At 63.7% G+C, this 23,844-nt stretch carries 21 protein-coding genes; 7 read left to right on the top strand and 14 right to left on the bottom strand.

Annotated features, from left to right (window positions below):
* Positions 1 to 237 precede the first annotated feature (237 nt).
* The 3 genes from prfH to queF all read right to left on the bottom strand — a co-directional run bounded on the left by prfH (position 238) and on the right by queF (position 2,847).
* The gene (gene prfH, locus ACN0SO_RS21500) at positions 238 to 873 is read right to left on the bottom strand and encodes a peptide chain release factor H (RefSeq protein ID WP_417680928.1); all 636 of its coding nucleotides are present in this window, start codon (positions 871 to 873) and stop codon (positions 238 to 240) included.
* Complete coding sequence (locus ACN0SO_RS21495) at positions 870 to 2,063, bottom strand: RNA ligase RtcB family protein (protein ID WP_417680926.1); 1,194 nt, start codon at positions 2,061 to 2,063, stop codon at positions 870 to 872. Before ACN0SO_RS21495 ends, prfH begins: the two co-directional genes overlap by 4 nt.
* 316 nt (positions 2,064 to 2,379) lie before the next feature.
* Complete coding sequence (gene queF, locus ACN0SO_RS21490; protein ID WP_417680924.1) at positions 2,380 to 2,847, bottom strand: preQ(1) synthase; 468 nt, start codon at positions 2,845 to 2,847, stop codon at positions 2,380 to 2,382.
* A gap of 305 nt (positions 2,848 to 3,152) precedes the next feature.
* Between queF and ACN0SO_RS21485 the strand changes: the two genes are divergently transcribed.
* Positions 3,153 to 4,781, top strand: a complete 1,629-nt coding sequence (locus tag ACN0SO_RS21485) for an AMP-binding protein (RefSeq protein WP_417680946.1) — start codon at positions 3,153 to 3,155, stop codon at positions 4,779 to 4,781.
* A 6-nt stretch (positions 4,782 to 4,787) separates the two neighbouring features.
* Here the strand turns inward: ACN0SO_RS21485 and ACN0SO_RS21480 are convergent, their stop codons facing one another.
* Together ACN0SO_RS21480 and ACN0SO_RS21475 are read right to left on the bottom strand one after the other, a co-directional pair.
* Complete coding sequence (locus tag ACN0SO_RS21480; protein WP_417680922.1) at positions 4,788 to 5,915, bottom strand: GNAT family N-acetyltransferase; 1,128 nt, start codon at positions 5,913 to 5,915, stop codon at positions 4,788 to 4,790.
* The gene (locus ACN0SO_RS21475) at positions 5,912 to 7,288 is read right to left on the bottom strand and encodes a lipopolysaccharide biosynthesis protein (RefSeq protein WP_417680920.1); all 1,377 of its coding nucleotides are present in this window, start codon (positions 7,286 to 7,288) and stop codon (positions 5,912 to 5,914) included. Before ACN0SO_RS21475 ends, ACN0SO_RS21480 begins: the two co-directional genes overlap by 4 nt.
* A 273-nt stretch (positions 7,289 to 7,561) precedes the next feature.
* Here ACN0SO_RS21475 and ACN0SO_RS21470 point away from each other — a divergent pair, with 273 nt between their 5' ends.
* The 3 genes from ACN0SO_RS21470 to ACN0SO_RS21460 are packed head-to-tail and all read left to right on the top strand — an operon-like array spanning position 7,562 to position 13,414.
* On the top strand, positions 7,562 to 8,497 hold the full coding sequence (locus ACN0SO_RS21470; RefSeq protein ID WP_417680918.1) for an ImuA family protein: 936 nt from the start codon (positions 7,562 to 7,564) through the stop codon (positions 8,495 to 8,497).
* The gene (locus ACN0SO_RS21465) at positions 8,433 to 10,058 is read left to right on the top strand and encodes a DNA polymerase Y family protein (protein ID WP_417680944.1); all 1,626 of its coding nucleotides are present in this window, start codon (positions 8,433 to 8,435) and stop codon (positions 10,056 to 10,058) included. Before ACN0SO_RS21470 ends, ACN0SO_RS21465 begins: the two co-directional genes overlap by 65 nt.
* Positions 10,055 to 13,414: an error-prone DNA polymerase gene (locus ACN0SO_RS21460; RefSeq protein ID WP_417680916.1), complete on the top strand. Its 3,360-nt coding sequence runs from the start codon at positions 10,055 to 10,057 to the stop codon at positions 13,412 to 13,414. Before ACN0SO_RS21465 ends, ACN0SO_RS21460 begins: the two co-directional genes overlap by 4 nt.
* Before the next feature lie 140 nt (positions 13,415 to 13,554).
* On the opposite strand, the gene ACN0SO_RS21455 is transcribed toward ACN0SO_RS21460, so the two are convergent.
* On the bottom strand, positions 13,555 to 14,193 hold the full coding sequence (locus ACN0SO_RS21455) for a hypothetical protein (RefSeq protein ID WP_417680914.1): 639 nt from the start codon (positions 14,191 to 14,193) through the stop codon (positions 13,555 to 13,557).
* Positions 14,194 to 14,317: 124 nt separating this feature from the next.
* On the opposite strand from ACN0SO_RS21455, the gene ACN0SO_RS21450 reads away from it, so the two are divergent.
* Positions 14,318 to 14,983: a helix-turn-helix transcriptional regulator gene (locus ACN0SO_RS21450; RefSeq protein ID WP_417680912.1), complete on the top strand. Its 666-nt coding sequence runs from the start codon at positions 14,318 to 14,320 to the stop codon at positions 14,981 to 14,983.
* A gap of 197 nt (positions 14,984 to 15,180) precedes the next feature.
* Here the strand turns inward: ACN0SO_RS21450 and ACN0SO_RS21445 are convergent, their stop codons facing one another.
* Complete coding sequence (locus ACN0SO_RS21445; RefSeq protein WP_417680911.1) at positions 15,181 to 15,933, bottom strand: SDR family NAD(P)-dependent oxidoreductase; 753 nt, start codon at positions 15,931 to 15,933, stop codon at positions 15,181 to 15,183.
* 39 nt (positions 15,934 to 15,972) lie between these two features.
* Positions 15,973 to 16,374, bottom strand: coding sequence for a YchJ family protein (locus ACN0SO_RS21440; protein WP_417680909.1), 402 nt, complete (start codon positions 16,372 to 16,374; stop codon positions 15,973 to 15,975).
* 112 nt (positions 16,375 to 16,486) lie between these two features.
* Here ACN0SO_RS21440 and ACN0SO_RS21435 point away from each other — a divergent pair, with 112 nt between their 5' ends.
* A complete protein-coding gene (locus ACN0SO_RS21435; protein ID WP_417680907.1) occupies positions 16,487 to 17,461 on the top strand; it encodes an endonuclease/exonuclease/phosphatase family protein in 975 nt (324 codons plus the stop codon).
* A gap of 23 nt (positions 17,462 to 17,484) precedes the next feature.
* On the opposite strand, the gene ACN0SO_RS21430 is transcribed toward ACN0SO_RS21435, so the two are convergent.
* From ACN0SO_RS21430 to ACN0SO_RS21405, 6 genes are all read right to left on the bottom strand, one after another.
* The gene (locus tag ACN0SO_RS21430; protein ID WP_417680904.1) at positions 17,485 to 17,811 is read right to left on the bottom strand and encodes a c-type cytochrome; all 327 of its coding nucleotides are present in this window, start codon (positions 17,809 to 17,811) and stop codon (positions 17,485 to 17,487) included.
* 179 nt (positions 17,812 to 17,990) lie between these two features.
* Entirely contained in the window at positions 17,991 to 19,109 is a 1,119-nt protein-coding gene (locus ACN0SO_RS21425; RefSeq protein WP_417680902.1) for a DegT/DnrJ/EryC1/StrS family aminotransferase, read from the bottom strand.
* A complete protein-coding gene (locus tag ACN0SO_RS21420; protein ID WP_417680900.1) occupies positions 19,106 to 20,023 on the bottom strand; it encodes a Gfo/Idh/MocA family protein in 918 nt (305 codons plus the stop codon). Before ACN0SO_RS21420 ends, ACN0SO_RS21425 begins: the two co-directional genes overlap by 4 nt.
* A complete protein-coding gene (locus ACN0SO_RS21415; protein WP_417680898.1) occupies positions 20,020 to 21,312 on the bottom strand; it encodes a glycosyltransferase in 1,293 nt (430 codons plus the stop codon). Before ACN0SO_RS21415 ends, ACN0SO_RS21420 begins: the two co-directional genes overlap by 4 nt.
* Positions 21,302 to 22,144 (bottom strand): 3-keto-5-aminohexanoate cleavage protein, encoded by an 843-nt coding sequence (locus tag ACN0SO_RS21410; protein WP_417680896.1) that lies wholly within the window; start codon positions 22,142 to 22,144, stop codon positions 21,302 to 21,304. The genes ACN0SO_RS21415 and ACN0SO_RS21410 overlap by 11 nt, the downstream gene beginning before the upstream one ends.
* Positions 22,145 to 22,152: 8 nt before the next feature.
* Positions 22,153 to 22,647, bottom strand: coding sequence for an acyltransferase (locus tag ACN0SO_RS21405; RefSeq protein WP_417680894.1), 495 nt, complete (start codon positions 22,645 to 22,647; stop codon positions 22,153 to 22,155).
* 500 nt (positions 22,648 to 23,147) lie between these two features.
* Between ACN0SO_RS21405 and ACN0SO_RS21400 the strand changes: the two genes are divergently transcribed.
* Positions 23,148 to 23,837, top strand: a complete 690-nt coding sequence (locus ACN0SO_RS21400; RefSeq protein ID WP_417680892.1) for a hypothetical protein — start codon at positions 23,148 to 23,150, stop codon at positions 23,835 to 23,837.
* The last annotated feature ends 7 nt before the right edge of the window (positions 23,838 to 23,844 follow it).

Raw genomic sequence — 23,844 nt, 5'->3', positions numbered from 1 at the left:
CTGTCACTGGTCTCCCGGAATTCCGCTCCGGGAGACCAATCCCATCATAACATCGCTCAAAACAAACAATCCCGGACCTGATCCGGGACCTACTCGCAGAGCCGCTTGCCGCAGTTTTGATCAGGACAGCAACGGCTCTGCAAACGAGTAGGCCCCGGGTCTCACTGCGTTCGCCCGGGGTGACAATCCGGGGTGTGGCACCGCAACGCCTTCCCGGAAACTGTCACCCCGAACCGATCAGCTCTCCACGAATTTCTCCCCCTTGAAGCAGAGCACCGCGTTGCCGCGTTCCAGGCGCTTGTGCAGGATGTTTTCCGATGCCTTTGAGCGGGCATCGGCGATCTCCCTTTGCAGGTAGAGCCGGTCGGCGAGGCGTCGCAGGGCCGCCTGCTTGTTGCGGTGCTGGGAGCGCTCATCCCGCGAGATCACGGCAATTCCGCTCGGCAGGTGGGTGAGGCGCACGGCGCTGTCCGTGGTGTTCTGGTGCTGGCCGCCCGGTCCGCCGGCGCGGAAGGTTTCGAACTTCAACTCCTTCGGATCGAGATCGGTCGAAACCGCATCTTCCGCCGACACCTGGAAGATACCGACGAACCAGTTGCGCCGCTTGTGATGGGGCCGGAACGGGCTTTGGGCAATCCATTGCACCGTTCCGACCCACCGTTTTGCGACGGCCTCGGCGGCCTCGCCCGACAGGCGGACGATGGCCGACGGCGGATCCTGGGTGTCCGGGTCGGATAGGGTCTCGTCAAAGGTCAGCTTCTGCCGGGCGGCCTCCTTTCGCATCTGGGTAAGGATCAGGGCGACAGCCCGCCGGCATTCGCGCGGACCGTCGCCGCTGGTCACCAGAAGACGCAGGTCTTTTGAGGAGGTCATGATCTCTGCCTCCTTTTGCGAGCGCGTTTCCAGGTTTCCCTATCGCCGGTGTCCCGCTCCGCCTTTGCTTTCTTGAAGGTCAGCAAGGGCTTGAGGGCTGCGACCGCCGTTGCGAGGCCGGTGGCTTCCAGATCCGCCAGCACCTGGCCGGAGGACTTGTAGGCGACCGGGGCCTCCTCGATCAGAAGCTGGCGGTCTTCGCAGACCACATAGCCGCCGAAGGAGGTGCGTTCCAGTTGCTGCCGGTCCGACTTCGTTGCGCCGGCCCGGCCCGCCATGGAGGCACGGTCGTACTTACGGCCGGATCCGTGGGCGAGCGAAAACAAGGCTTCCCGCACGGTGCCGGTCGGCTGGACCAGATAGCTCAGCGCATCGCGGGAACCGGCCAGCGGCACCAGCCCGCCATCCGCCTTTGCCGCGCCCTTGCGGTGGAGATAAAGGCCATCGAAGACCTCGATCAGGTTGTGCGGTGCATCGGCAATGAGCGTCAGGTCCGCCCGCAGGGCAATTGCGGCCCGCTCGGCGATGATCTGCCGATTGAGCCGGGCCCAGGTGACTGCGTCGTGGTGGCGGTCAAGGTAGCTTTCCGCTTCCCTGGAGCCTGCCGCCAGACCCTGGTGTGCCTGATCGACATCGCTGAAGACGGCCATGCCGAGCGAACGGGAGCCGGAATGCACCAGCATCACGAGCTGTCCTTCGGCAAGGCCTGCGTCCGCCAGCGCATGGCCGTCGGAAACCCGATCGACGATTTGCAGCTCGCAGAAGTGGTTGCCGCCGCCGATGGTGCCGAGCGCCTGAGGATGCAGGTCGGGCGCAAGGCCGGCCTTAATGAGGCGTCCGGCCGTATCGCCGTCCCACAGACCTTCCAGCGCGCGCAATTTGACCGCGGCCTTGTCGAGCCGCAGCTTGCGGGCGGGAAGATCCAGAGCGAACAGCGACATGCCGCAGCCGATGTCGTTGCCGATCAGCGGCGGGTAGATGCGTTCCGACAGGATGGCGCTGCCGACCGGGCCGTATTTGCCCGGATGCAGATCCGGAAAGGCGGCAACGGCCCTGACGCCGTCAAGCCCGGCGACGTGATGAAGTTGATCGACCGCCGCGCCCTCGATCCAGGAAGCTTCGGAATAAAACGTATGAACGGACGCAGGCACGGCGTCGGCCGGCCCGGCATCCGGGATGGAATTGCCCATGGGAGATTTCCATTTTGAAAGCAGGGATTACAGGCACAAGGAGACCCTTGTCCTGTTCACACCGGCTGTCCCGTCGTCGCGGGTTAGCGCGGGTTTGCTGCCCCTTTGGGCGAGCGGTTCATGATCGGCATGTCCGTTACCCCGTTTCAAAATGGATCAAAAAGGAAGCCGTCCTTTACACCCGGCTCCGGTCAGCCTCAACAGCCTCTGCGACCGTTTCGGGAGGTTCGGAGCCGGTTGTTGTTTTCCGGCAACTGTGAAGGGTGCGCCGGACGGGCCATTCCGGCCCTTCGCTATGGCTACGGGCGTTCTGCCCTCACCCACGTCCCCGGTAAGGCGGGACGCCCTGTTCGGGGATCCACACGCCGTCCGGAACCGGGCCGGTCTGGTAGAAGACGTCGATCGGGATGCCGCCACGCGGATACCAGTAGCCGCCGATCCGTAGCCACTTCGGGTCAAGCAGGTCGACCAGCCGTTTGGCAATCGAGACCGTGCAATCCTCGTGGAAGGCGCCATGGTTGCGGAACGAGACCAGGAACAGCTTCAGCGACTTGCTCTCCACCAGCCATTTGTCCGGTACATAGTCGATCATCAGATGAGCGAAGTCCGGCTGGCCGGTGATCGGACAGAGCGAGGTGAATTCGGGCGCTGTAAAGCGGACCATGTAGTCCGTGCCTTCCTGCGGATTGGGCACTTTTTCCAGAACCGCCTCTTCCGGCGACTGGGGCTGCTCGGTCTGTCCGCCGAGCTGGGTCAGGTTTTCGTAGATGCTTTTGTCAGTCATGGATGAACCCTTGTTTTCGCTGGAACCGGGTAGGCTGCGACCGGTTTCCGCCAAGCGGCGGATGGCTGGCTTTTAGATCAACCTGCGTTCCTGTGCGAGCACAGGAACGCAGAAAAGTTGATCGATCTTACAAAGCTGGAGCTTCCTGCGTTCGAGTGAACGCAGGAAGCTCGGGCAAGTTCATTTGAAATGGAAAGGGAAAATCGCGGAAACGCGAAGGTTTACCTTCTGGCGCGACCTCTATTGCACTGCAGCACGGGCAGGAGTAGGCTCCGATGCACAATAAATCAGCAACGGACTACGGAATGTTCAAGCAGGCCGGAGACTATCGCTCTCTCCTTGCCAATTTCCGCTGGCAGATACCCGAGACCTACAATATCGCGACGAGCGTCTGCGACCGCTGGGCCGCGGAAGATCCGGACCGCCTCGCCATCCGGCATCTCCATGAAGACGGTCCTGCGGAAAACTGGAGCTATCAGGAGCTTGCGCGCGCGGCCAACCGTTTCGCCAACGCCCTCAAGGCAAAGGGGATTACCCGTGGCGACCGGGTCGCGCTTCTGCTGCCGCAGGCGCCGCAGACGGCGATTGCCCATCTGGCGATCTACAAGATCGGCGCTATTGCGGTGCCGCTGGCGGCGCTGTTCGGCCTGGAGGCGCTGAAATACCGGCTGAACGATTCCGGCGCGAGCGCCCTGGTGACCGACACGGCGGGCCTGGAAAAACTGGCGGAGATCCGCGACGACGTTCCCGGTCTGGGTCTGGTGGTTTCCATCGAAGGGCCGGAAAGCGGGGTTGAGAGCTTTGACGCGCTGTCCGAGGCCGCGTCCGACCGGTTCGATACGCTGCAAACCACGCCGGACGATCCGGCGATGATGATCTACACCTCCGGCACCACCGGTCAGCCGAAGGGGGTGCTGCATGGCCACCGGGTGTTGCCGGGCCATCTGCCGGGCATCCAGATGTCGCAGGATTTCATGCCCCAGGCGGGCGATCTGTTCTGGACGCCTGCGGACTGGGCCTGGGCCGGAGGGTTGCTGAACGCCCTGTTTCCGGCGCTGCATTTCGGTGTGCCGGTCGTGTCCTACGCTTTCCGCAAGTTCGACCCGGAACGGGCCTTCCGGCTGATGGCGGACGAAGGGGTTCGCAATGCCTTTATCCCGCCCACGGCGCTGAAAATGCTCAGGGCGGTCGAGCGGCCCGCAAGCCGCTTCGACCTGAAACTGCGCAGCGTCGGTTCGGCCGGCGAAGCCCTGGGCCGGGAGACCTACGACTGGTTCGCTGACGAGTTCGGGTTCCAGGTCAACGAGTTCTACGGCCAGACGGAATGCAACGCGGTGCTCGGCTCCTGTGCTGCGTGTGGGGTGTCCCGGTCCGGTGCGATCGGCAAGGCGATCCCGGGCCACGAGGTGGCAATCATCGATGACGACGGCAACGTCCTGCCGCCGGAAACGCTCGGCCAGATCGCGGTGCGGCGGCCCGATCCGGTGATGTTCCTGGAATACTGGAACAAGCCTGAGGCAACGAAAGAAAAATTCATCGGCGACTGGATGATCACCGGCGACCAGGGCCTGCAGGACGAGGACGGCTATGTCCATTTCGTCGGCCGCGACGACGACGTGATCACATCAGCCAGCTACCGGATCGGTCCGGGGGAAATCGAGGACTGCCTGCTGATGCATCCGGCGGTCAAGCTGTCGGCCGCCATCGGCAAGCCGGATCCGTTGCGGACCGAAATCGTCAAGGCCTATGTGGTGCTCAAGGACGGAGTGACGGCCGGAAAGGCGCTGGAAGACGAGATCCGGGGCTTCGTGAGACAGCGCCTGTCCGCCCACGAATATCCCCGCGAAATCGAATTCGTGTCCGATCTGCCCATGACGACCACGGGCAAGGTGATCCGCCGGATCCTCCGGGAAAAGGCGCGCGCCGAAGGCTGAGGCGCTCTAGTGTCTCAGAAGCCTGCGGGCGAGGCGGCGCAGGTCGCGTTCCAGGGACAGATCGAAATGTCCGGCCATTTGCAGGAGGCGTCCGGCGCGCGACGCTGCGCACAGCAGGGTGGCGTAGCGGATCCGGCCGCGCCACAGCGGCTCGATCATCCGGTGTCCCGGAACGGCAAGCGAATCGGCACCCTTCAGATGCTTATCCTGCAGGTTCTTCTCCAGCGCATAAAGCGCGATCTGGCTGCCGGGGGAGAAATGCGCATAGTCCTCGTCGAAGGCGATCTTCCAGGAAAAGGCGCGATCGCCCTCAAGCAGGATGACCAGCATGGCGATCGCCTTGCCGGAAACGGAAAAGACGTCGATCCGAAGCCCGTCCGATTTGGCGCGCGCGGCAATCATCCTGCGGGCGAATTGCGTGGAGGCCGGGTGGTTCAGGAGAGCCGTGCCCTTCTTTCCCTTCCAGCCGGAGGCTTCCAGCTCCAGGAAGGTCTCAAACATGCGGACGGCGTCTTCCCCGCGGATGCTTTCCAGGCGGACCTCACCCTGTTCGGACAGGCGGCGCACCAGGCGGGGCAGTTCCTTGCGCCTCTTGCCGCTGAAGGCCTTCGAGAATTGCTTTTCGCCTTCCACTCCGCCGTCGTGGCCGGCCCGCACTTCCGGATGGGCGTCCCGGGGATGCCAGGAGGCAGCCTTCAGGAGTGGAGCGGCGGCGCAATCGAACGGCAGGTAGGGAAAGGCCACAAGGGGAAGTCCGACCGTCTGTGTCGCCAGTTCCAGAAATCGCTCGCCGGTTCCCGTAGGGGCATTGCCGTCCAGAAGGGGCGTGCCCAGGGGCCCGTATTCCGTGGCCCAGGCCGTCGCCGCGGGAATGCCGAGACCGAGGCGCCTGCGGCCGAAGGGAGCCGCCATCATCCAACGGCCGGTCCGCTTGTCCCTGACGGCGCAGAGACGGACATGTTCCGGTCCCATGTCTTCCAGGAAGGGCATGAGAAAATCGGGACCGAAGAACGGATTGGGGTCGGCAGCCGTTTCGGCCAGTGCCCGCCAGGCACTGAGCTGATCATCCGGGCGCACCGGATCGATGACAATCGGTTCCAGATCACCAATTGCCGGAAGGTCGGATTCCGTCAAGCCGCCGTCCTCTTCCGGTTCAGGAGAAGCGGCAGGATGAAGGTCTGGACACCCAGGGTCCTGCGGGCGGAGATGGTCAGGCAGGTGGCCTCGAACATGATCGCGAGACTGGTGCCGAGAGCCGCGCCCATAAGGCCGAGATGGGGAATGAGGACGACGTTCAGGCCCACGTTGACGGCAAAGGTGGCCGCATAGATGACAGCACAGCTCTTCTGGTTGCCGCTCATGTTGAGCAGGGCGTCGACAGGCCCGACGGAGGCGCGGGCCAGTATGCCCACCAGCAGAACCGCGATCAGGGGGAGCCCTGCGGTAAAGTCCTTGCCGAACAGGCTGAGCAGCACGGGGGCGGCGATCAGTACGGCGAGGCCGGTGGCGAGCGACGGCCAGAAGGTCCAGGTGGTCGCCTTGTGCACATAGGCGGCGAGGCCCTCTTTGTCGTTCGTGGTGACGAAGCGGGAGAACCGGTGCGCGGAGGCGGCGCGGACGGCGAAGTAGACGAAATGCACCAGCGCCAGCGTCTTGGAGGCGGCGAAATAGACGGCGACTTCGTCCGGATCGCGCCAGAAGCTGACCATGATCACGTCCGCGCTGGTGATCAGCTGGAAGAACCCCTCCACCATGAGCATGGGCATTGAGATGGCGAACCAGGTGCGGAGTTCGAGGCGGCGGGGACCTTTCGGGACCCTGGAGGCAAGACGCCCGTTCAGCCTGATCTGCTGATAGATCGCAATGACCCATGTGGCGGCGAGGGCGGCAAAGGCCGCGGTCAGGGCGGTGGCGGGCTGGCCGATCAGGATGAAGAGAAGCAGGAAGGCCAGGATCGCGCCGGGCCGCCAGATATAGGTCGGCAGCATGGCAAGCGACGGCCAGTCGTGGGAGCGGGCGATGCCGTCCAGAACGCCGCCGAAGGCGAACATGGGCAGGGCCAGCAAAACGACGACCATCGGCAGCGTGTACTGGGAATCGATCACCGAATGGAGCAGGAAGACCACCGCAATCGCGGCACCCGTGACGAGGGCGGCGCCGAGGAACGCGATGGTGCGGCTGGCGAGCAGAAAGCCGCGCAGGCGGTCGAGGTCTCCGGTTTCGCTGTATTCGGGGACGAAACGGGTGGCGGAGGAGGAAAACCCGCAGCAGGCCATGACGCCGAGAACCACGATCCATGTCCAGGCCACGGAAAAGATGCCGTAGTCATGGGCGCCCATCAGGCGGGCCAGGATGATCTGGGAGACATAGGCAAGTGCTGCGCCGCCGACACGGATCGCGAAGGTGGACAGGGCCATGCGGCTTGCGCCGCCGCTGCCGTCTGCCGGATCGCGGAGGGCTCCAAGGATCTGGTTCAGCACGTCCGCCACCGGCCGCAAGGCCGGCATATGCTGCAGTCGTTGTGTCCAGGTCGTTGCAAATAGGCGCAAAGAGGGGTCCCCGATCCGTTATCCGGCGCTGTTATGACACGAGGGACTTAAGATTCCGTGGCTTTGAAACGCTGTTCGCACGATCAAACCTCTGTGAAATGTTTCCAGATGTTTCCCTTACGGTATTTCACATTGCTTCGGTCCGGTTCGCAAAGGCTCTTGACTCCGCGTCCGGGATTCGGAATCTATAAGAACAAAGAGAGAACAAAATCCAAGATGATTGGATAGACTGTGCCCAGACCGCCAGAAAGCCCGCCAGCAATCCGGCCGGAAAGCCGGACAGATCTTGCCGAGCTGCGCCGCCGCATCGCGGCCCTTGAGGGAGGCCTCCCCTTCAATGGGCAGCTTGGTCCGGCCCCTGCTTTTTCCGCCGGAAAGCAGGGGCCGGGACCGATCCGGTTGTCCTTCGGTCTTGAGGCGCTGGATGGCTTGTTTGCCGCGGGCGGACTTGCCTGCGGCAGCCTGCATGATGTGGTGAGTGGCGAAAGCCGGGATGCGGGTGCCCTGTCGGGGTTTGCCCTCGCACTGCTTGCCAGGGTGATGTCGGCGCGCTCCGGAGCCGTGCTCTGGGTTCAGGATCCGCTTGCCGGTCGGGAGGCCGGGCTATTGCACGGGCCGGGCCTGCTGCGTTTCGGCGTCGATCCGGCCCGCCTGATCGCCGTCCGGCCGCGCCGGACCGAGGAATTGTTATGGGCCATGGAGGAAGGCACGCGCTCGTCCGTCCTGGCGGCTGTCGTCGGCGAGGTGCAGGGCGCGCAGAAGGCGCTCGACCTGACGGCGACCCGTCGGCTTCTGCTGCGGGCTCAGGCCAGCGGCGTGCCGGTGTTTCTGGTGCGCCACGGGGCCGCGTTCGAGCCGACGGCGGCCCTGACCCGGTGGTGCGTCTCGCCCGAACGCTCGCGGGCACCGGCGCTGCTGCGCTCCGGGCCGCATGAGGCGGTCGGTGAGGCTGTCTGGAACGTGGAACTGACCCGAAACCGTGACGGCCGGTCCGGCCGTCTTGATCTGGAGTGGAGACATGCTGAAAGGCGTTTTGCCGCGCCAGCGCGTTCTGTCGCTCTGGTTTCCGGAGCTGGCCTGCGACCGGATTCTGCGCCGGACGATGGGACCGTCCTGGCGGGTGCGGAACCGACCGGGCAGCGGGTCGAATTCCCCGTCGCCGGCTGAGGCCGCGCCGCCGCTGGCGGTGGTCGCGAAAATCCGCAATGCGCAGCGGATCACCTGTCTGACGGCCACGGCACGCGCTCTGGGCTTGCGCTCCGGCGAGGCTCTGGCCGATGCCCGGGCGCGGGTGCCGTCGCTGCTGGCGGAAGAAGCCGCGCCGCGAGAGGATGCCCTCCTGCTTGGTTTCGTGGCCGACTGGTGCGACCGTTACACGCCGCTGGTGGCGATTGACGGGGGCGACGGGCTGTTCCTCGATATCACCGGCTGCGCCCATCTTTTCGGCGGCGAAGAGGCGCTGCTGGCCGATGCGCTTGATCGGCTGGAGCGGCAGGGCTTTGCCGTGCGCGGGGCCATCGCCGATACGCCCGGAGCCGCCTGGGCGGTCGCCCGTTATGGCGACGGCGGATCGATTGCCTCCGGACGGCAGGAAGAGGTGCTGGCGTCCCTGCCGCTTGCCGCCCTGCGGCTCGATCCGGAAATCATCGAAGGGCTGGAGCGGGTCGGGCTGAGCCGCATCGGCGATATCGCGACGCGGCCGCGTGCCCCGCTGGCCAACCGTTTCGGGCTGGCACCGGTGCGGCGTCTGGACCAGGCGTTCGGCCGGGAGGGCGAGCCGATCTCGCCCCGGTTCCCAGCCCCCTTGATCATGGCCGAACGGCGGTTTTTCGAACCGATCGGGCGTCTGGAAGATGTCAGCGCGGTGGCCCTGTCGCTGGCCGGCCAGCTTTCCGACGCGCTGGAGCGGCGCTGTCAGGGCGGCCGGGCTTTCGAGCTGGCGCTGTTTCGGGTCGATGGTGCGGTTCAGAAGCTGACTGTGGGCACCAGCCGGCCGTTGCGGGTGCCGAAACGGATCCTGGCGCTCTTTGCCGAAAAATTGAAAGTGGACGAAAGCGTGCTCGATGCCGGCTATGGCTACGATCTCGTGCGTCTTTCGGTACTGGAAGCGCAGGACGAGGACCCCGCCCAGCTCGATCTTGGCGGGCGGGGTGTGGCAGAGGCCGAAGCCGATCTGGCGGGGTTGATCGACCGGCTCGGCGCGCGGCTCGGGCTCGATCGGGTCACCCGGCTTCTGCCTGTGGAGCGGCATCTGCCGGAATCCCAGACGGCCCTGGTGCCGGCTGCCGTCGTGCGCGAGGACGCGCTTGCCTGGACCGGTTTTTCCTCGGTGGTTCTGGGCTGCGACGATCTTGGGCTCGGGACTTTGGACGAGGCTGGGCTGCTGCAGGCCCGGCAGAGTTCCGAAATGCCTCTTGAACGCCCCTTGCGGCTGCTCGATCCGGCGGAGCCGGTGGAGGCAGTTGCCATGGTGCCGGAAGGCCCGCCGCTCCGGTTCCGCTGGCGGCGCACGCTTTACCGGGTGGTCCGCTCGGAAGGGCCGGAGCGGATCGCTCCGCCCTGGTGGGTGGGGGCACCGGATGCGCCGTCATCGAACCGCGAGGGCGTGACCCGGGATTATTTCCGGATCGAGGACGACGCCGGCCGGCGGTTCTGGCTTTACCGGGAAGGGCTTTACGCCCGCGAAACGTCGACCCCGCGCTGGTATCTGCAAGGGGTGTTCGCATGATCGGAGATCCTGCTCCCGCCTTCGCCGAATTATGCGCCGCGAGCAATTTTTCCTTCCTGCGCGGCGCGTCCCATCCGGAAGAACTCGCCATGACCGCGGGGGCGCTCGGTCTGTCCGGGCTGGCCGTCTGCGATCGCAACTCCATGGCCGGCGTGGTCCGGGCGCATATGGCGGCCAAGGAGGTGGGCCTGCGCTTCGTCCCGGGCTGCCGGCTCGCCTTCCTGGATGGGACGCCGGACCTGATTGTCTGGCCGCAGGATCGTTCTGCTTACGGCCGCCTGACCCGTCTGCTCACCACCGGCAACCGGCGTGCGCCCAAGGGCGAATGCCATCTGGTGGCGGACGACCTGGCAATTCTGGAAGAGGGTTTCCCGATGGCGCTGGTCCTGCCCGCCGGCCTGCCGGAGGCAGAGGGCATTGCCCGTATCCTCACGCAGCTCAAAGATGAATTCGGGAAATCCGTCCGGCTGGCCTGTGCCCTGCCGCGCGGGCCCTCCGACCGGCGGCGGCTGCAGCTTGCCACCGACCTTGCCGATGGGTGCGGAGTGCCGCTCCTGGCGACCAACGACGCGCTCTATCATGCGCCCGGGCGGCGTCCCTTGCAGGATGTGGTCACCTGCATCCGCCTGCACGAGCGGCTGGAGACGGCGGGGCGGAAGTTGCAGGTCAATGCGGAACGGCATCTGAAGGATGCGGAGGAAATGGCGCGCCTGTTCGACGCCGTCCCCGGCGCCTTGCGCGAAAGCCTGAAGATCCTGGACGAGGTGTCCTTCTCTCTCGACGACCTTGCCTATGAGTACCCGGAAGAGCCTGCGGGCGAGAGCGCCACGCCCCAGGCGGAGCTGCAGCGGCTGGCGGAGGAGGGCATGCGCCGGCGCTATCCCGCCGGGGCGCCGGAGAAGGTCAAAAAGGCCGTCGCCCATGAACTGGCCCTGGTCGAGCAGCTGCAATACGCGCCTTACTTCCTGACCGTTTACGACATCGTCCGCTTTGCCCGCTCGCAAGGCATCCTCTGCCAGGGCCGCGGCTCGGCGGCAAATTCCGCGGTCTGTTTCTGCATCGGCATCACGGAAGTGGATCCGGAACGGGCCGATCTGCTGTTCGAGCGGTTCATCTCTCCGGAACGGCGCGAGCCGCCTGATATCGATGTCGATTTCGAGCATGAGCGGCGGGAGGAGGTGATCCAGTACATCTACCAAAAATACGGCCGCGAACGGGCCGGACTGGCAGCCACCGTGATCACCTACCGCTCCCGCTCGGCCTTAAGGGAGGTCGGCAAGGTCTTCGGCCTGTCGGAGGATGCCATCGGCGCGCTGTCCGGCACCGTCTGGGGCCGCTCGTCCGCGGGCACTGAAGACACCCAGGTGCGCGAGGCCGGCATGGATCCGGCCGATCCGCTGCTGACGCAGATGCTTGCCTGCGCCAAGATCCTGATCGGCTTCCCGCGGCACCTGTCCCAGCATGTGGGCGGGTTCGTTATCACCCGGGGGCGGCTCGACGAGGTGGTGCCGATCCAGAATGCGGCCATGGAAGACCGCACGGTGATCGAGTGGGACAAGGACGATCTCGATTCTCTCGGGATCCTGAAGATCGACGTCCTGGCGCTCGGCATGCTGTCGGCGATCCGCAAGGCGCTGGAAATGCTGCGAACGGAGTATGACGTCGATTACGCCATCTCCAGTATTCCGGCGGAGGAGCCGGAGGTCTACGACATGCTGTGCCGGGCCGATTCCGTCGGTGTCTTCCAGGTGGAAAGCCGGGCGCAGATGACCATGCTGCCCCGGCTTCGCCCGAAATCCTTCTACGACCTCGTCATCGAGGTGGCGATCGTGCGCCCCGGGCCGATCCAGGGCGACATGGTGCATCCCTACCTGCGCCGGCGGCAGGGACTGGAGCAGGTCAGCTATCCGTCGAAGGCATTGGAGGAAGTGCTCGGCAAGACCATGGGCGTGCCGCTCTTCCAGGAACAGGCGATGAAGATCGCCATCGTCGCAGCGGGGTTCACCCCCGGCGAGGCGGACAAGTTGCGCCGGGCGATGGCGACCTTCCGCCGGGTCGGTACCATCGGCACCTTCCAGACCAAGATGATCGAGGGCATGGTGCAGAACGGTTACGAGCGGGAGTTCGCCGAGCGCTGTTTCCGCCAGATCGAGGGGTTCGGCGAATACGGCTTTCCCGAAAGCCATGCGGCCAGTTTCGCCCTGCTGGTCTATGCGTCGGCCTGGATCAAGGCCCATTATCCGGATGTGTTCTGCGCGGCTCTCCTGAACTCCCAGCCCATGGGCTTCTATGCTCCGGCCCAGCTGGTGCGCGACGCCCGCGAGCACGGGGTGGAGGTGCGCGAGACGGACGTCAACCTGTCCGGCTGGGATGCGATGCTGGAGCCGGGCATGGAGGCGGCCCGTCATCTCCACCGGCGGCATGGGGAGATGAGAGATGTGGTGCGGTCGACCAGGGCCGTGCGCCTCGGCCTGCGCATGGTGAAGGGCCTGAGGGAAGAGGATGTCGGCACGATCATCGCGCTACGCGGGCAGGGCTACGATTCGGTGCGCGATCTCTGGCTGAGGACCGGGCTTGGCCGGCAGGTCATCATGCGCCTGGCGGAGGCGGACGCGTTCCGCTCGCTCGGGCTCGACCGGCGTACGGCGCTATGGGCGGCGCAGGGGCTGGAAAAGGGAGCCTTGCGCGACCGCCTGCCGCTGTTCGACACGGCCCGCCTTGCCGATCTGAGGCGGGAACCGGATGCGGACCTGCCGCCGATGCTGCCCGGCGCCCATGTGATGGCCGATTACCGCAGCCTGAGTCTTTCACTGAAAGCGCACCCGGTTTCCTTCGTGCGCGGTGCGCTGTCGGAGATGCGGGTGCTGCCCTGCAAGGATCTGGATCGGGTCCGCTCGGGCCGGGTGGTGACGGTGGCCGGTCTCGTTCTGGTGCGCCAGCGTCCGGGTTCGGCCAAGGGCGTCATCTTCCTGACGCTGGAGGACGAGGGCGGTGTCGCCAATATCATCATCTGGCCCAAGGCCTTCGAGAAATACCGGCCGCTGATCATGGGCGCGCGGTTCTTGAAGGTGACCGGCCGGCTGCAGTCGGAATCCGGCGTCATCCATGTGGTGGCGGATCACGTGGAGGACGCCACGCCGCTCCTTGCCCGCCTGTCGGACATGAGCCTGGAAAACGCCGGCCTTGCCCGCGCCGACGAGGTCAAGCGCCCGGTGATCGAACTGTCGGAAAAGATCAAACCGGCGAGCCGCCTGGCCCAGCTTGTCCGGGACGTACCGGAACTCCGGCAGGACCTGGAGCCTCAGGTGCCGCGACAGACCCTGAAGGCCCTGCCCGGTGGGCGCAATTTTCATTGATCGACTGTATGGCTATGCGCCGCGCCGGTGCTGTCGCAAACGTTGAAACACATCCTGCAAACCGGCGTGTTTTTCCAGGCAAGTTCATCATGATCCGCTTTTCGGATCAGCTTGCGACAGTACCGCTTTAGTCCGCCTTCTCAGGCAAGGACATGCCAAAAATCCAGGTCGACACTGTCCGGGTCGAACAGGCCGAGGAGTGGCATGCAGGCGTTGCTCGAGACATACCCGCTGCAAATCTCCCGAGCGGCCCCGACGGTTTCGACAAAACAGATTTCCGAATACGTATCCTCCCCGGCCCGTGCCATCAGGTGGGCCTGGCTTTCCGGGTGTGCGGAAAGATATTCCCGTTCGACCCGTCCTGAGGCTGCCATCAGCGCTTCTTCGGAGAAGTCGACGTCTTTCCTGGGACGGAATGTGCCAAACTCGATCGCAGCAAAGCGGTCGGGCAAAGCGTTCAGGTCTTCCATCAGACGGTTGAGGCAAAGGCGAATGCTGCCGGGGTCCAGCATCTCCATGAACGCCCTTGAACTCGGCGCCTGCATATGGGCCTCCGACATGGCCGCAAAACTGGCCTCGTCCCTTGCAAGAATGGCGTCGGCATATCCGCCTGCCGCATTTCCCAGGAAGCAATGCATGGCGATGCCCGGCTGGCGGCTCAAAAACTCCTTCTGCCAAAGGCGCGCGGCGGCAATCAGGTCCGGCGCTTGAACGTCGTCTTTCGCATTGTAGCGGGCGAATCCCATCACCTTCATCGGGCCCAGATCTTTTCGTAGCATGAGATGTCCTTTCGTGTTTCTGCTGCCCGTTCTATAGAGCCCGTCAAAGACAGTTTCTGTCAGGGGGGTGCGCCTATGATCGTCGGGCAGCACTCTGCGGAACGCAGCCGGAGGCCGACACGCCATGCGAACGATCAGATTGTTTTCGATCCTGGACATCCTGCGCAGCCGGAGAGGCGCGGTTCCGGCCGCCATGCTGGCCGAGCTGATGGATGTTACGGAGCGGACCATCTATCGCGACATGGCCACCTTGAAGGCAATGGGGGCTCCCATTCGAGGAGAAGGCGGGGTCGGTTACGTTCTCGAACGCGGCTATTTCCTGCCGCCGATGCAGTTCGATCCGGACGAGCTGGATGTCATTCTGCTCGGCATCCGTATGGTGAAGGCGCGCGGCGATGCTGCTATGCGCGAGATTGCGGAACGGGTGCTCGGCAAGCTCGGTGCCGTCCTGTCCGAAGGCGATCAATCCTTGAATCGCCCGCTGCTCGCGGTCACGAAGGCTTCCTCCGCACTCGGTTCGGAGGCCCTGACGCCGCTCAGGGATGCGATTCGAAAACGGTTCAAGGTGCAGCTCGGCTACTGCGATACTCAGGAGCGCGTTAGCGGTCGCCTCATCCGCCCTCTCGGGCTTACCGCTTTCGAAAGCGTCTGGGTGCTGACCGCCTGGTGTGAAATGCGTTCCGATTTCCGCAACTTCCGCCTCGACCGCATCAGGGCCTACGAAGTCACCGCAACCCGCTTTCCGAAGGAGCCGGGCAAGGAGTTTCAGGATTATCTGAAGACGCTTTGAAAGGAAGCCTCCGCCTCTTGTTCGGCGACCCTCGTTGGTCTGCAGCCGGAACGCCGACATCCGGCCTTTGCGGCGTCAACGATCCGATCGGGGGCATTCGGCCCTCCGGACCCAACTCTCCAAAACTGCCTTGCGTCCGGTCAACGGGATCGTTTTCCGGCTGTCCGGCCTTGTCTTGACGGAAAAGAGCGGACGCCTCAGATCGACCCGGCTTCGACCATGTAGTTATTGGCCGTGCACATGGCGGCGTCGTCGGAGGCGAGGAACAGGACCATGCGGGCCAGGTAAACCGGTTCGATCAGGTCCGGCAGGCACTGGCTTTCGCGTTGCTGGTCCAGCTTCTCCGGCGTGGTCCAGAGTTCCTTCTGGCGTTCGGTCATGACCCAGCCCGGCACCACCGTGTTCACACGGATGCGATGCCGGCCGAGGTCGCGGGCAAAGGAACGGGTCATGCCGTGCACGGCGGCCTTGGCGGTGGTGTAGACGGGCATGCCGCCGACCGCCTCGAACCAGGAATTGGAGCCGAAGTTGATGATCGAGCCCTTGCCGGCGGCGATCATGCCCGGCGCGACAGCCTGGATGGCAAAGAACATGTGGCGCAGGTTGGTGGCGATCCGTTCGTCGTAATAGTCGGGCGTCACGTCCTGCCAGCCGTGGCGGTCGTCGCGGGCGGCGTTGTTGACCAGCACCTCCGCCGGCCCGATCGCTGCTTCAAGCCCGGCAAAGGCAGCTTTCAGCGCTTCGATGTCGCGCAGGTCGCAGGCGACGAAATGAACGTTGCCGCCAAGTTCGGCAGCGAGGGCCGCGCCGTTTTTCTCATCCAGATCTACGAAGCCAACCTTCGAGCCCTGGTCGGCGAAGGCCCGGACGACTTCCGCGCCGATGCCGGACGCGCCGCCGGTCACGAAGACGGCACGGTTTTCCAGGCTGGGATATCGGGCGAATTGCATGGGTTTCCTCCGTCTGTGTCAGAGCCGACTTCCGGCGATTCATGTTTCCGGCAAGGCCTCAACGTAATACCAGCGCCCGGCCTTCTTGCGAAAGCGACTGAGTTCGCGGTGGGTGTTAAGCTTGCCGCCGGCCAGGAATTTGGCTTCGAACAATACCGTGCCGTTCCGGTCTTCCGCCGTGCCTTTGTCCGTCTTCAGGACTGTCAGGCCGGTCCAGTGGTTTTCCGCCGCCCATCTCGCCGTGCCGGCAAAATCGAATCGCGCTTGCTCCTTCGGCCAGAGCGTGTCCTTCAGATATTCGATCTGCTGACGCACATAGGCGGAATAACGCGAGCGCATCAGGGCTTCTGCCGTTTCAGGAACGCGCTCCCCGGAGAGATAGGGGCCGCAGCAGTCGGACAGGCCCCGTCCGGAGCCGCAGGGACAGCTTGTTTCACTCATCGGGGCTCTGTTTCCTAAAGCAATGCCTTGTCCTATCACCGCCTGTCGGGCAAGGCTATGGTCGGGGACAGTGACCCGAAAACCGAAACCCATTGCCTTGTGGAAGAAACCCTTGATCCGGCTGGCCACGTTCAACATCGAATCCTTCGGCGACGACAAGTTCAGACCGGAGCGGCTGGAACAGAGGATTGCGGCATTGCGCCCGAAGCTTCTGGAACTGGAGGCCGATATCCTCTGCCTGCAGGAGGTCAATGCGCAGAGGCTTGCGGGGACAAGCGAGCGGGCCTTCCTGGCCCTCGACGCCCTCCTTGCCGGGACGCCTTACGAGACGTTTCACGCGATCGCCACGACGCGGCCCGACGTGCCGTCTCCGGGCGACCGGCACAATCTGGTGGTTGTGAGCCGGTTTCCTGTCATCGACAGCAAGATCCATCACGAGGCGGCCATGCATGTGCCGCTGTGGCAGCCGGATCATGCCAGCCCGGCGGTAGAGGGGCCGGTGCCGTTGGGCTTCGACCGTCCGGTGTTGGAGCTGCAGCTCGATATCGGCTGGGAGCAACCGCTTCATTTGTTCGTGGTCCACCTGCGGGCACCCATCGCGGCCCCCATTCCGGGCGGCAAGACCGCGCCCAAGGTCTGGAAGAACGTTCCCGTATGGGCGGAAGGCTATTTTCTGGCGTCCATGAAGCGGGTGGTGCAGGCGCTCGATCTGCGGGTGAAAATAGACGCTTTTTTCGACGGCCACCCCGAGCCGCTGATCGCGGTCGCTGGGGATTTCAACGCCACGGAGGATTCCACCGCATTGCGCTTGCTGCTGGCCGATCCGGACGACACCGGCAACCCGGATCTGGCGAACCGCCAATTGCATCAGATTGATGCGGCCCTGCCGCCGGAGCTGCGCCGGACGGTCATTCACAAGGGCCGGGGGCAGGCGCTGGATCATATCCTGGCAAGCCCGGCGCTCTTCAGCCGGGTGCGGGATATCGAGGTCTTCAACGACGACCTTGCCGACGAGGTCCTGGACGAGGGAACGTCCGCGGAGGACGGCTCGTTTCATGCCGCCGTCAGGGCGTGTTTCGATTTCTGAAACCGCTAAGCGCGAAAGCGAGCCTATTCGGACAGCGAGCTGATGTAACGCGCGATATCCGCGATCTCACCGTTGGAAAGGGTCATGTTCGGCATCTGGGGATGGGGATCGGCGAGGAAGGTCTTCAGCGCATCCTCGTTGAAGCCCGGACGCCTGGCGATGTCGAAAAAGCTCGGCACGGACGCGACGCTGACCTTGTTCTGGTCATTGGAGACAAGGTGGCAGGCCGAACACCACTGAAGGGCGAGTTCCTCGCCGTGGCCTGCATTGGCCGCAAGGCCCGGGCTGACGGCCGCGGCGGTGAAGAGGGCTGCAAATCCGGTACGTTTGAGCGTGTTCCAGCCTGTCAAAGCAAACTCTCCCTCGTTGCTGTTCGAACGGCGTCCTGCGTATGGGCACTGGCAGACTATGCCATTCGCACCTGATCAGCCACCTTGTCTCAGGTCAAGGTCCCATGAAGTGAATGTGTAAAACGGGATCTGCGCGCCGACACAGATCTCGCGCATTGCACAGCCGCCTGACATCCGTTTCATTTGGTGAGAGCGTTGCACAGGGTCTCAGCGACATAGTCCACCTGAACGTCGTCCAACGCCGGATGAATGGGCAGGCACAGCACCTTCTCCGCCATTTCCGATGCTTTTTCGAGCGGTCCTGAACAACGGCAATCCTGCAGGACCGGCTGCCGATGAAGCGCCTGCGGATAATGGATCGCCGTTTGAATGCCGGCGGCTTCCAGCGTTTTCACCACTTTTGCGCGATCCTTGACTACGACCGCATATTGAGACCGTGCGCTGTGCTCGATTCCCTCGTCCGCCACGAGATCCAGGAGGCCGGACCTGCGGGCATCGCCGAGCAGCCTGTCATAGGTCCGACCGATGTGCCGGCGTCTTTCCAGCAGCGGTGCGAACACGTCCAGACGGGCCAGAAGCGCTGCGGCGGCCATGGAGCCGAGCCGGCCGTTCAGGCCGGGCCGGACATGATGGTATTTGCCGGATTGCCCGTGGTCGCGAATTTCCGCCAATCGGACCGCCGTTTCCGCATCATCGGTAAAAAGCGCGCCGCCGTCCCCTGCGCCGCCAAGCGCCTTGGTGGGAAAGAAGCTGGTGCAGCCGATCCCGGCCAGTGTTCCGCTGGCTTTGCCGCCCCGGGTTGCTCCCAGGCTCTGGGCGGCATCCTCGATCACCGGAATGCCGTGGTTTGCCGCAATCTCGTTGATCCTGTCGAACTCGGCGGGCAGTCCGAAAAGCGAAACGGCGACGATGGCCCTGGTCCGGGGCGTCATTGCGGCTTCGAGCGCATCAGGGTCGATCAGTCCGGACGGCATCTGCACATCCACAAGGACGGGCGAGGCGCCCAGGATCAGGGCGCATTCCGCAGGCGCGATGAAGGTGAAGGCGGGAACAATGACCTCGTCGCCGGGCCCGATGCCGAGCGCCATCATCGCCATGAGGAGAGCGGTCGTTCCGGAGGCGCAGGAAAGGCCGTGTTTCGCGCCGACCGTCGCCGCAAGCTTCTGTTCCAGCTCGGCAACCTCCGGACCGGCGACAAACCGGCCGTGATCGAAGACCCCGGCGATGCGCCTGAGGGCCTCGGCGCGGACGGGCTCCCACTCGGCGGAAAGGTCGACGAAAGGGACTTTCGGCGTCACGCAAATCTCTCGGCAGGTTCGAAAAGGGGATTGCCAAGCGTGCGGATGCGCTCGATCAGACGATAGACGGCCAGAGCGTCGGATGCGGTCGCCAGTTCGGTCTCTCCGCCATGGCAGGCGTCGACAAAGGCCTGGGCCTGACGGGTCAGCGGGTCGAGGCCTTTTCCGCACATGAAGTCCAGAAGATCATAATCCTCGGTTGCGCCGTCCGCCGCCGAAATCCGGACCGTTCTTTTCCGGCAATCCTCTCCGTGACCGGCCCTCAGATCGTATCTGCGCGGTCCGAAATCCAGACGGCATCGGACGTATTCAAGACGGTCAATGGGTCCGCGGGTCTCAAGCAGATCGATCGTGCAATCCGTGGAGCCTTCGCACCTGACGATCCAGTCCAGGTCATGGATCATCAGGTCGGAAATCACATCCGCTTCACCGGGCGCGCCGGACCCCTGAGACAGGCGTTCGACGCGAATATCGCCCGCTTGCCGGTCAATCCGGGCGGCGCAGTTTTCAATTTGCGGGTTGAAACGTTCCACCTGTCCGACGGCAAGAACCGCGCCGCCCGCGCGCGCGGCGGCGATCATCTTCCCGATCTCGCCGGAACAGAGCGCCAGGGGTTTTTCGACCAGGCAATTCACCCCTTCGGCAAGAAGAGGCAGGGCAACCCGGGCATGACTTTCGGCCGGTACGGCAATGACCGCGGCGTCGAATTCGCCGGCGAAATCGGCCGGGTCGGCGGAAAAGCGGAGGCCATCCGCCACGTCGGCCCTGGTCGCGTCGGTATCGACCACGCCGACCAATTCGACCGACGACAGTCCGGACAGGCACTTCAGATGCAGTTGCCCCATCCGACCGAGGCCAATCAGCAGGACCCGGACCGGAAGCCGGGGGTTGGGAAAGGGAACAATCGTATTCAATTCATAAACTTTCGAAACAACGGCCATAATCTGCTTGATTTGATGTCGCGTAATTCCTGTCGTGCCGATTTCAGTTTGGCTTTGGTCTTCAGACGTTCGTCGGTGTCTGTTTTGCGCTCGGCCCGTTCATTCCGGAGTTTCTTTTCAAGGTCGGGCACCTTCTTCGCTTCTTTGGATACACGGACCAATTCCGCGCGCTGCGATTTCAACTCCGCCTCGGCGTTTTTCCGGTCGCGGATATTCTGGTCGGCTGCCTTGATGCGTGGGGACAACGCCCCCACGAGATACCGCGATAGTGCGGCAAACCGCTCTTCGTCCGCAATGGCCGGGCCTACCTCCTGCCAGCGGTCGACGGCGTCACGGTACAAGTCGATCCAGGCATCGGCAATCACCTCCATGTCGGCGTTCGAGCGGATCCATTGTGTAACCTTGCCGGCCTCGGCCGCATTGTAGAGCCTCAGTTCGCGTTCGACGTTGTCGCTGGTAAACGCCTGCTGCTGCAGGGTACGAATGCCGAAATTCAACCCTCGGAAGGCTGCAAGGTTTTCAGGCGTGACCATGCCGGCGAGGCGCTCCTTGTCGGCGACGACGACAGCGCATCCGGACGCCATCGCCTCGATCGCGGACCGTGCCTTGGCGAAGACGATGTCATAATCGGCAAGGATGGTTTCCGGGTTCGCCACCGCATTACCGGAGGCCTTGCCGACGATATCGAGTTTTTCGATCCCGAGCCGGTCGCAGGCCTCCCGGATGGCTTGCGGTACCTCGGGACGGGTATTGCTGAAGACCAGCGCCGAACCCGGCTTTTCGGGCAGCGCGCGCACCCGGTGAAACCGCTTGAGGTCGACGAAATTGTAAAGCGTGGTGATCTGTCCCGGTTCGATGCCGTGGGTCGTCAGCAGGCGTTCCCGGCACAGGTCGTCGACGGCGACGTATCTCATGATGTTGGGAAAGGCCGGCGGCATTTCCGGCCAGGGAACCCAGCCGTGACAGGTGTAGACGACCGGCACGTGCGGAAAATGCGTCGCGGCGGTCATGGTTTCAAGATGATGCTGGCCGTGGATGATGTCCGGGGCAATGGACATCTCGTTCAGATCGTCGATCACCGGGATCGTGGCGGCACGAAGGTCGTTTGCGACCGCACCGAGCGTCCGGCTGTAGGCGACCGGAAAATGGCCACGCTTCATGAAGGAGATCGCGAGATCCCTCAGATAAAGCTCCGACCCGGCCCGCAGGCTCAGCGTGTTGTTGGTCATCAGGATGCGCAGCGGGCGGGTCTCAGGCGTCATGGCGGCCGATCCCGAGCGCTTTGCGCACCTCAACGGCGCTGGCGAACGACTTGCCGAAGGTAACCCCGAGCTGCCGGATCCTCTCGACCATTTGGGCGTTCGTCGCCGGTTGCTTTCGGTCGGCATCCAGCCAGAGGAAGTCCTCCAGTCCGACCCGCACGCCGTTTCCGAACAGCAGTCCCAGGGCGTTGGCCGGGAGCTGTGCCGCACCGATGCCGCCGGCGCACCAGAAGGCGTTTTCAGGCAGACCTTGGGTGATGGCGGCCAGATGAAGCGGTGTTGCCTGCGCGGTGGCGAGATTGCCGAGCAGGATGTTGAAATAGTGAGGTCCGGTCAGGATACCCCGGTCGGTCAGGTAATGGGCGTAGTTGACCATCCCGGCATCGAACACTTCGAGCTCGGGACGTATCCCGCGCTCGGTCATGGTTTCGGCAAGCCGTGTCACCATGTCCGGGGCGTTCACGCTTTCTGTCCGAGCGAAATTCATCGAGGACAGGGTCAGGCTCGCCATGTCCGGCATGAGGTCACCGTCCAGAAACAGCGGATCGCTGCGATGTTCGAATTCCGGAAAATTGCGGCCGCTGAGCGACACGCAGATGATCACATCCGGATGGGTCTCCCGGATGCCGCCGATGATCCGAGCGTAAACCTCCTTTCGCCAGGTCGGTTTTCCGCTCTCGTCGCGGGCGTGGACATGCAGGATCGTCGCGCCGAGATCGGCACATTTTCGGCAGTCGGCAACGATCTCTTGCGGCGAAATGGGAACATGGGGCGACATGTCCCTGGTCGGGACCATTCCGGTCGGCGCAAGATTGAGGATGAGGTCCTTCATGGCGAACGTTATGCCGGGGAGTCGGGAGCAGGCTGCCTGATCCGGGCCGGATTGCCGACGACCAGCGCGCCGGGCGGAACGTCCTTCGTCACCACGCTGCCGGCGCCAACAACCGCATTGGCCCCGATCCGGACCCCGGGCAGGATCGTGCTGCCGCCACCGATTTTGGCACCCTTTTCTATGTAGGGGTAAATCATCGGGTCGCCCTTCAGCTTGTCGTTCAGGGTGACGACATGGGGCCCGATGAACACGTCGTCCTCGACCGTGACACCGCGGGTGATATGGCAGGCGGTCTGGATCGAGACGTTGTTGCCGATGGTGCAGGCGCAGATGTTGCAATGGGATCCGATGGTCGTTCCCGTGCCCACCCGGGCATCCCGATGAACGACCGTCATCGACCCGACGCGCGACCCGGCCCCGATGACGACATTGTCCTGAACCTCGGTCAGGGCAGGATTGTAAAACAGAACGTCCGGAAACCGCTCTTCCAGGCTTTGTTGCATCTTTTCACCAAATAAACTTTACGCAAACTAGGGTCAGGACCCATTCATTTTACACATTCTGCGGGAGTGGCTTTGTCTGCTGACAAGGCAGAGAGCCGCAGGAAACCATTCGGTTTTCAAGGATCTCTAACGCCGTCAGGAGGCAAAGACGCCCCGCCCTTCGGGTTTACCAGGGAAGGCCGGCCTGACCGCAAAATCGAGCTTGGATAGGAACAACCTGTCCTGCGCTCGCTCTTACGCTCATTCCAACCTTCCCTGACAAACAGAATGAGCAAAATGAATGAGTTCTGACCCTAGCGTCTTTTTACTGAAATTTGACAATGACATATCATCGCCGTCCGGCAAACTCATCAGAAAATTCCGGCAGTCCCGGGCACGCCGTCGAGGGCAGGAAAGCCGGCTGGTCAAGAACGGTCGAATCCCTTTTAATCCCATCCATATACGCATTCCGGCCGTGACCGGCTTCCCCTGCGGCTCTATCTGAAACTGGATTTCCCCCTATGTCTGACGTGCAGCGCCTCGGCGAGAAAATGGCTCAAGCCCACGGCTTTCTTGGTGTCCCGACCCATCGGTTCGATGAAGGCGGTCGTCGGCAGTTTATCGCTCTTCTCCGGGAAGGCCTGGCGCCGGAGACAAGGCTTTGCGAGATCGGCTGCGGCTGTCTCCGGACCGCCTACTGGCTGATCCGGTTTCTCGATAGCGGCACCTATTGCGGCATCGAACCTCATCGCGACCGGGTGAAATGGGGGCTGGAAACCCTGTTCGATCAGGCAATGCTCGAAGCCAAGACGCCGCGCTTCGACTACAATGCGGATTTCGACCTGTCGGTCTTCGACCGAAGATTCGACATGTTCCTTGCCGGCTCCATCTGGACCCATTGCGCCAAGCGGCACATCGAAACCATGCTGGACGGCTTTATCGACAATTCGCAAGACCACGCCATCTTCCTTGCATCCTATCTTGCCCCGACCGACGAGGAGCCGGACTACGAAGGCGACGTCTGGGTCGGAACCAGCCATGAGTCCACGGAAGCCGGCATCGTCCGCCACAGCCCCGCCTGGATAGAAGCCCAATGCGTCCGGCGCGGCCTCAGAGTGGACTTCCTGCCCGGTAAGGCCTTCGACGGCCAGACCTGGCTGCGCGTCCAGCGAAAGACGGTGAAAAGATTTCCAAACGGGTTGGCGGATTGAACGGTAA

It is taken from the genome of Roseibium sp. (assembly GCF_048260565.1).
Taxonomy (GTDB): Bacteria; Pseudomonadota; Alphaproteobacteria; order Rhizobiales; family Stappiaceae; genus Roseibium.
This window is presented reverse-complemented; position numbering and strand designations above follow the sequence as displayed.

What these genes read in the sequence shown, in the direction of transcription:
- ACN0SO_RS21440 (WP_417680909.1), bottom strand. Translation starts at nt 16,374, where the DNA reads ATGAGTGAAACAAGCTGTCCCTGCGGCTCCGGACGGGGCCTGTCCGAC.
- ACN0SO_RS21495 (WP_417680926.1), bottom strand. Translation starts at nt 2,063, where the DNA reads ATGGGCAATTCCATCCCGGATGCCGGGCCGGCCGACGCCGTGCCTGCG.
- ACN0SO_RS21475 (WP_417680920.1), bottom strand. Translation starts at nt 7,288, where the DNA reads ATGCCGGCCTTGCGGCCGGTGGCGGACGTGCTGAACCAGATCCTTGGA.
- ACN0SO_RS21445 (WP_417680911.1), bottom strand. Translation starts at nt 15,933, where the DNA reads ATGCAATTCGCCCGATATCCCAGCCTGGAAAACCGTGCCGTCTTCGTG.
- prfH (WP_417680928.1), bottom strand. Translation starts at nt 873, where the DNA reads ATGACCTCCTCAAAAGACCTGCGTCTTCTGGTGACCAGCGGCGACGGT.
- ACN0SO_RS21415 (WP_417680898.1), bottom strand. Translation starts at nt 21,312, where the DNA reads ATGACGCCTGAGACCCGCCCGCTGCGCATCCTGATGACCAACAACACG.
- ACN0SO_RS21400 (WP_417680892.1), top strand. Translation starts at nt 23,148, where the DNA reads ATGTCTGACGTGCAGCGCCTCGGCGAGAAAATGGCTCAAGCCCACGGC.
- ACN0SO_RS21485 (WP_417680946.1), top strand. Translation starts at nt 3,153, where the DNA reads ATGTTCAAGCAGGCCGGAGACTATCGCTCTCTCCTTGCCAATTTCCGC.
- ACN0SO_RS21455 (WP_417680914.1), bottom strand. Translation starts at nt 14,193, where the DNA reads ATGCTACGAAAAGATCTGGGCCCGATGAAGGTGATGGGATTCGCCCGC.
- ACN0SO_RS21465 (WP_417680944.1), top strand. Translation starts at nt 8,433, where the DNA reads ATGGGACCGTCCTGGCGGGTGCGGAACCGACCGGGCAGCGGGTCGAAT.
- ACN0SO_RS21460 (WP_417680916.1), top strand. Translation starts at nt 10,055, where the DNA reads ATGATCGGAGATCCTGCTCCCGCCTTCGCCGAATTATGCGCCGCGAGC.
- ACN0SO_RS21410 (WP_417680896.1), bottom strand. Translation starts at nt 22,144, where the DNA reads ATGAAGGACCTCATCCTCAATCTTGCGCCGACCGGAATGGTCCCGACC.
- ACN0SO_RS21450 (WP_417680912.1), top strand. Translation starts at nt 14,318, where the DNA reads ATGCGAACGATCAGATTGTTTTCGATCCTGGACATCCTGCGCAGCCGG.
- queF (WP_417680924.1), bottom strand. Translation starts at nt 2,847, where the DNA reads ATGACTGACAAAAGCATCTACGAAAACCTGACCCAGCTCGGCGGACAG.
- ACN0SO_RS21405 (WP_417680894.1), bottom strand. Translation starts at nt 22,647, where the DNA reads ATGCAACAAAGCCTGGAAGAGCGGTTTCCGGACGTTCTGTTTTACAAT.